Source organism: Wenzhouxiangella sp. XN79A (assembly GCF_012272825.1).
Lineage (GTDB): Bacteria > Pseudomonadota > Gammaproteobacteria > Xanthomonadales > Wenzhouxiangellaceae.
In genome coordinates this window covers 1-6,711 of sequence record NZ_JAAWWS010000155.1, presented here as the reverse complement: position 1 = coordinate 6,711, position 6,711 = coordinate 1, and the positions used below count along the sequence as shown (strand labels likewise).

The following is a 6,711-nucleotide window of genomic DNA, read 5'->3' as shown; positions in this document are numbered from 1 at the left end:
CCGCCAGGCATTTATTCGAAAGCCCAGATGCATTCCGCGTCTGGGCTTTTTTCTTCGTTCCGCCGGGCGGTGGATCTTCATTCGCGCTTCGCCCCCCTGCGCGCGAAGGCCCTGACGGGCCAATTCGACCGGCCTTCGGCCGGACGATCGATTTGCGGAGACACGCCCCCGCAAGCGGGTCACCGCCAGGCATTTATTCGAACGCCCAGATGCATTCCGCGTCTGGGCTTTTTTCTTCGTTCCGCCGGGCGGTGGATCTTCATTCGCGCTTCGCCCCGCTGCGCGCGAAGGCCCTGACGGGCCAATTCGACCGGCCTTCGGCCGAACGATCGATTTGCGGAGACACGCCCCCGCAAGCGGGTCACCGCCAGGCATTTATTCGAAAGCCCAGATGCATTCCGCGTCTGGGCTTTTTGATTTTTATTGGTGCAATCGCTGGGCCGCGATTGCACTCGTGGTTTTCGGCGCATGTCCGAAAAACCCCTCCGCTTCGCGCTTGCGCTGGACGCGCAGACTCCGCCGCCCGGCCCCGTGGGGATCGAAATCCGACCCGTTGCAGCGCTCCATTCGCTAACCCGCGATTGCACTCGTGGTTTTCGGCGCATGTCCGAAAAACCCCTCCGCTCTGCGTTGGAGCCGGCTGGGCCGATCGCGCGTTGTCAGTCGTCTTCGTTGAACTCGTTGAAGACGCTTTCGTCGAGTTCGCCCTCACTCCTGGCGACGATGCAGGTGACAGCGGCGTCGCCGGCCACGTTGACGGCGGTGCGCGTCATGTCGAGCAGACGGTCGACGCCGAGGATCAGGGCAATCCCTTCGGCGGGAAGTCCGACCGAGGCCAGTACGCCGGCCAGCAGGACGAGTCCGACACCGGGTACGCCGGCCGCGCCGACCGAGGCCATGATCACCATCAGCACCACCATCAGGTACTGACCGATCGAGAGGTCCACGCCGAAGTACTGGGCGATGAAGCCGGTCGCGATGCCCTGCATGATGGCCGTACCGTCCATGTTGATGGTCGCGCCCAGCGGGACCGTGAACGACGCCACCCGATTGTTGGCGCCCAGCCGTTTCTCGACGGTTCGCAGGGTGACCGGGATGGTCGCGCCGCTGGACGCGGTGGAGAAGGCGAACGCCAGCACGGCCCGCATCTTGCGGAAGAAGATCAGCGGGTTGAGTCCGGCCAGCAGCTTCAGCAGCAGCGAATAACTGATCGTTGCGTGCAGGATCAGCACGACGAGCACGAGAATGACGTACTTCAGCACGCCGACGAAGGTGCTCCATCCGGTGGTCGCGCCGAGCACGCAGATCAGCGCGAACACGCCGTAGGGAGCCAGCAGCATCACGAAGCCGACCAGTTTCATGATGATTTCATTGAAATCGGAGAAGAAGCGGCTGACCCGCTCGCCGGCCGCGCCGGACACCGCGATCGACAGGCCCAGCAGGACCGCGAAGATGATGATCGGCAACATGTCGCCCTCGGCCATGGCCTGGACCGGGTTACGCGGGACCATGTCGATCAGCACCTGTCCGAACGATGGCTGCGCCGAAATTTCGCGTTCGACGACCTCGGTCGGGTTGGCGCCGATGCCGGGCTGGATGAGGATCGCGGCAAAAAGGGCCAGCGACACCGCGATTCCGGTCGTCAACATGTACAGGCCGACCGCCTTTCCGCCGACCCGGCCCAGTTTTTTCGGATCCGACAGCGAGCTGACCCCGGTGATCAGCGACACGAACACCAGCGGCACGACCAGCATGCTGAGAAACCGGACGAAGACCTCGCCGACCACGTTCAGAACACCGTCGATAACGAACGAGCGCACCCAGCCGACGTCGGCGATCGTCAGGTTCAGCGCGATGCCGGCGACCAGGCCGCCGACCAGCCCGATCAGGATGTGGTTGGACAGCCGCTTGTGGTTGAAGTGGACTTCGCTCATGGGGCACCGGGGCACGAAAGGGACGCCGAGTATCGCAAATCCCCGTGGTCAAGTGAAATCAGCGGCCGGCGCGCTGCCGCGCGGGCGATTCGCTACACTACCAGCCCTTTCGCTGTGCCGACCGCCATGACCGACACCGACCGCCCCGAACCGCCGCCGCACTTCATCCGGACCCGGATCCGCAAGGACGTCGAGACCGAGGTGGTGCAACAGGTCGTGACCCGGTTTCCGCCGGAGCCCAACGGTTACCTGCACATCGGGCATGCAAAGTCGATCGCGCTGAATTTCGCCATGGCCGAGGAATTCGGCGGCCGGACCCATCTGCGCTTCGACGACACCAATCCGATGAAGGAAGAGCAACGCTACGTCGACGCGATCCGGGACGACGTTGGCTGGCTGGGCTACGAGTGGGCGCGCGAGTGCTACGCCTCGGACTACTTCGAGCAGCTCTACGCCTGGGCGTTGCACCTGATCGACCAGGGCCTGGCCTACGTCGACAGCCAGGACGCCGACGCGATCCGCGAACAGCGCGGCACGCTGACCGAACCCGGTCGCGAGAGTCCCTATCGTGACCGGCCGCCGGCCGAAAGCCGCGATCTGTTCGAGCGGATGCGCGCCGGTGAGTTTCCCGATGGTGCGCACGTGCTCCGGGCGAAGATCGACATGGCCGCCCCGAACATCAACCTGCGCGATCCGGTGCTGTACCGGATTCGCCACCAGCATCACGCCCGCACCGGCGACGCCTGGTGCATCTACCCGAGTTACGACTTCGCCCACGGCCAGTCCGACGCCATCGAAGGCATCACCCACTCGCTGTGTACGCTGGAGTTCGAGGACCACCGGCCGCTGTACGACTGGCTCATCGAGCACCTTCCGGTGCCGGCCCGACCCCGCCAGATCGAATTCGCGCGCCTGAATCTCGACTTCACCGTGCTGTCGAAGCGCCGCCTGTCACGCCTGGTCGACGAAGGTCATGTCGACGGCTGGGACGACCCGCGGATGCCGACCCTGGCCGGCATCCGCCGTCGCGGCTTCACCCCGGCGTCGATCCGGAATTTCTGTACCGAGATCGGCGTGACCAAGTCCGAAAGCGTGATCCCCTTCGGTGCGCTGGAGCGCAATCTCCGTGATGATCTGAACGTCCGCGCGCCGCGCCGCCTGGCCGTGCTGAACCCACTGAAGGTGATCCTGACAAACTTCCCGGACGACGAGACCGAGTGGCTGGAGCTGCCCAATCATCCGCAGAATCCGGACATGGGCACCCGCGAAGTTCCCCTGTCGCGCGAGTTGTGGATCGAGGCCGGCGATTTCATGATCGATGCGCCGAAGAAGTTCTTCCGCCTCAAGCCCGGCGGCGAAGTCCGCCTGCGGGGGGCGTTCATCGTGCGCTGCGACGAGGTGGTCAAGGACGACAGCGGCAACGTCGTGGCCCTGCACTGCTCCTTCGACCCCGACACCCGCTCCGGCCAGCCCGGCGCCGACCGCAAGGTCAAGGGCACCATCCACTGGCTGTCGGCCGAGCACGCCGTTCGCGCCGAGGTGCGCCTCTACGACCGGCTGTTCTCTGTGCCGCACCCGGCCGCGGACAAGGACCGGGACTTCGTCGAGCACCTGAATCCGGACTCGCTGCAGGTGGTTTCCGATGCGCGCATCGAGCCCGGCGTCGAGGCCATGGCCCCCGGCACGCACATGCAGTTCGAACGCACCGGCTACTTCGTCGTCGACCGCGACAGCACGCCCGATGCCCCGGTGCTCAACCGGGCCGCGACGCTGCGCGACACCTGGTCCAAGATCGAAAAGCAGCTGCGCTGAACACCACGCGCGCCGAGATCGCCGCGCTGGCCGGCGTCGCCGTCCGGCAGTGGCGTCGCGGGTTCGGGTAGGCCAGCGGCCCCCCGCGCGTCCGGCACCTCTCGCGCCTGGCCGTGGCGGCCCGAGCGCTGGTCTTTCCTGCGCTGGGGGTCGGGCTCGCCGTGGCCGTGCAGGTCACCGCTCCGGCGCCGCTCCCCCTCGGACTGGCCGCAGTCGTCAGCGCCGGCGTGGTGGTCCGGCTCCGCTATCGCCGCCGGGCGATCGCCGGGCTCGGGCACTGGACCGGCGCACTGCCCCTGGCCCCGGCCACTCGCGGTCTCGCCGCGCGTGCGCCGGCGGCGCTGCCCATCGCGGCCGCAGCGGCCGGGGCCGCACTGGTTCTGATCGCCGGCGTGGTCCATGCACGACGTACCGCAACGACGATCGCTTGGACGGACGTGCTTGTCGGCGGGCTGGCGCTGCCCACGGGGCTGCTCCTCGGTGCGCTGTTCGCCGTGGTCTGGTCGCTCGGCCGAGCCGCGACCTACCCGGCCTCGCGCTATCGGATCGGCAGGCCGCCGACCCACTCGAGGGCCGGCATCGAACCGCTGCGATCCGACCTGTCGATCGCCGTCGCGGCTCGGCTTAAGCCGAAGACGCTGGCCCGGGTCGTGGCGCCCGCGCTGTTCGTGCTGCCGAACGGGCTGGCGCTGGTTCAGGCCCTGGCCCTGCTGCTGGCGTTCATCGCCGTGCTGTATCTGCAGGCGCTGACGGCCGGGCTGCACGACAGCGTGCGCGGCACTGCCGACCTCGCCGATCGGCGTCGTACTGCTGATCGCGACGGCCGCGCTGGTCGTCGAGGCGAAGCGAGCGCGTACGCTCCGGGCGCTGGATCCGTGAGCGGGGCCGAGCAGATCCTGGAAGCCCGCGCGCTGACCGTCGGCCACGGCTGGCAGCCGGTGGTCCGTGATGTCGATCTGGACCTGGCCGCCAGGGACTGGGTCGCCCTGGTCGGGCCGAACGGCTGCGGCAAGACGACCCTGCTCGACACGGTCGCCGGGCGTTTGCCGCCGCTGGCCGGCGACGTGCGGGGGGCCGGGCAGTCCCTGTGCGCCGCGCCGCGGAACGCTCGCGCCGCACTCGGCTACGCGCTGCCCGATCGGCTGACGCTGCGCGAATGCCTGCGCCTTTTCACCCACCTGCATGGCCGGGTCGCGCCACCGGCGCTCGTCGACGAGCTGATCGCGGCCTGGTCGCTGACGCCTCGCCTTGACCACAGCGTCGACCGGAGCTCGCTCGGCACACGGCAGAAGCTCGGAGTGCTGCTGGCGCTGGTCGGCGCACCGCGCCTGCTGGTGCTCGACGAGTCGTTCAACGGCCTGGATCCGCGTGCGGCGCTGATCCTCGAGGACGCCCTCGAAGATCGCCTGCGCGCCGTCAACTTCGCCGTGCTGCTCGCCACGCATGCGCTCGAGCTGGTGCGTCGCCACGACCGCTTGCGCGAGGTCCTGGCCTCGCAGCAGGTGTCGGATTGAGCCGAGTGGGCGGGTTCAGATAAATGGCTATATCCGGATCTCGCAAAGCTCTGATCGCCCGCAGCGCCTGATCTGACTGTCTTTGCCGGCGTTTTCATAGTGTGCGGAACCGCACTGGAATTTGCCCAGGCAGATCGAGGTCTCCAACGGTCAGGTAGATCATGTCGGAGAACGCATCGAGATGGCGGAAGCCACTGGCGCGATTCTTGACGATCTTGACGATGCGATTGAGTCCTTCAGCAATAGCGTTGGTCACGCGGGTGCCGATGAAGGCCAGCACGGCATCCTGGTGGCGTCGGAGGGTATGGACGAACTTTCGCAGCGGCTCCAGGCGGCTGAGCAATGCACTTTTGGTCCACTGCTTCAGGAACCGCTCTGCCGCCCAGGGTGCCTGGTAGGTCCAGAAGTGCTCGAACTCTTCTTTCAGGCGCCAGGCGCGATAGATTCGCCGGTTGTGTTTGTCGAGCGCATTGAGGTTTTGGGTATCGCGCCGGCTTCGGGTCGACGAATGGCGTGAGAGCAGCCAGCGCAGCCCTTTGAGCGCCTTGCGTTCATCCCGGGTAGCCTCCCGCCACTGCTCTTTGCGAACCTCGTCGACGGCCTCGTTGAGCGCCTTAACGATGTGGAAGCGGTCCAGCACCAGGGTGGCGTTCGGGCAGTGTGTCTGGATGGCCCCGATGTAGGCCTGGCTCATGTCGCAGCAGGCGGTCTGGATCCTGGCCTTCTGGTAGTCGCTGAGCGCTTCGTTGAAGAACCGGTCGATCGCCGCTCGGGCCTTGCCCTGGCCGATCCAGACCACGCAGGAGCGCTCCAGGTCATAGACCAGCGTGGCGTACTTGTGACCCTTGTGATAGGAGATTTCGTCAACGCCGATGGTCTTGAGGCCTCGGATGCGATGGCCCTCGCGCAACCGGCCAATGGTGCGATGGAGCAGATCCGAAAGGGTCGAGGCGGGCAACCGCAGCAGCTGGGCGGCGGCCTTTTGCGGCATGATCTGGCAGTAGCGCAGCATCAGGTATTCAAAGCGGTGACTCACCCGGCTGCCCGCCTCAGACCAAGGTAGCTGCTCGGTCACCCGGCCGTGGGTGTCACAACAGATCTCACGCGGCCAGTACATCAGCCAGATCGACCAGGGTCCGACCGGAATATCACGCCAGTAGCGCACCTCGGAGCGCTGGCGAACGATACGTCCCCGCCGGCCGCACTCCGGACAGCGGCAGCCGTTCTTGTAGGGCTTGACCAATACCTCGAGCCGGTTGCCGCGCCGAAAGGCCAGTCCATTGCACCGGAAATCCTTGAACTTGAGCAGCTTTGCGATAAGCTTGTAGACGGTCATGGGGGTTCCTTTCTGTACTGTTTGTTCTGGAAAACAAAACTTTACAGGAGGCCCCATGACCTCTCAAATCAGACCGGATCAAGTCTGAAATCCGTTGCGAGATTCGGATAGACCC

General features: G+C 66.1%; 4 protein-coding genes. 2 read left to right on the top strand and 2 right to left on the bottom strand.

Features of this window, described 5'->3' with window-relative positions; all coding sequences use genetic code 11:
- Positions 1-659: 659 nt before the first annotated feature.
- On the bottom strand, positions 660-1,934 hold the full coding sequence (locus HFP89_RS10800; RefSeq protein ID WP_168717675.1) for a dicarboxylate/amino acid:cation symporter: 1,275 nt from the start codon (positions 1,932-1,934) through the stop codon (positions 660-662).
- Between the two features lie 126 nt (positions 1,935-2,060).
- On the opposite strand from HFP89_RS10800, the gene HFP89_RS10795 reads away from it, so the two are divergent.
- Together HFP89_RS10795 and HFP89_RS16340 are read left to right on the top strand one after the other, a co-directional pair.
- On the top strand, positions 2,061-3,746 hold the full coding sequence (locus HFP89_RS10795) for a glutamine--tRNA ligase/YqeY domain fusion protein (protein WP_168717674.1): 1,686 nt from the start codon (positions 2,061-2,063) through the stop codon (positions 3,744-3,746).
- A 113-nt stretch (positions 3,747-3,859) separates the two neighbouring features.
- On the top strand, positions 3,860-5,260 hold the full coding sequence (locus HFP89_RS16340; protein ID WP_168717673.1) for an ABC transporter ATP-binding protein: 1,401 nt from the start codon (positions 3,860-3,862) through the stop codon (positions 5,258-5,260).
- A gap of 94 nt (positions 5,261-5,354) precedes the next feature.
- Here the strand turns inward: HFP89_RS16340 and HFP89_RS10785 are convergent, their stop codons facing one another.
- Positions 5,355-6,596: an ISL3 family transposase gene (locus HFP89_RS10785; protein ID WP_168715701.1), complete on the bottom strand. Its 1,242-nt coding sequence runs from the start codon at positions 6,594-6,596 to the stop codon at positions 5,355-5,357.
- Positions 6,597-6,711: the final 115 nt, after the last annotated feature.

What these genes read in the sequence shown, in the direction of transcription:
- HFP89_RS10800 (WP_168717675.1), bottom strand. Translation starts at nt 1,934, where the DNA reads ATGAGCGAAGTCCACTTCAACCACAAGCGGCTGTCCAACCACATCCTG.
- HFP89_RS10795 (WP_168717674.1), top strand. Translation starts at nt 2,061, where the DNA reads ATGACCGACACCGACCGCCCCGAACCGCCGCCGCACTTCATCCGGACC.
- HFP89_RS10785 (WP_168715701.1), bottom strand. Translation starts at nt 6,596, where the DNA reads ATGACCGTCTACAAGCTTATCGCAAAGCTGCTCAAGTTCAAGGATTTC.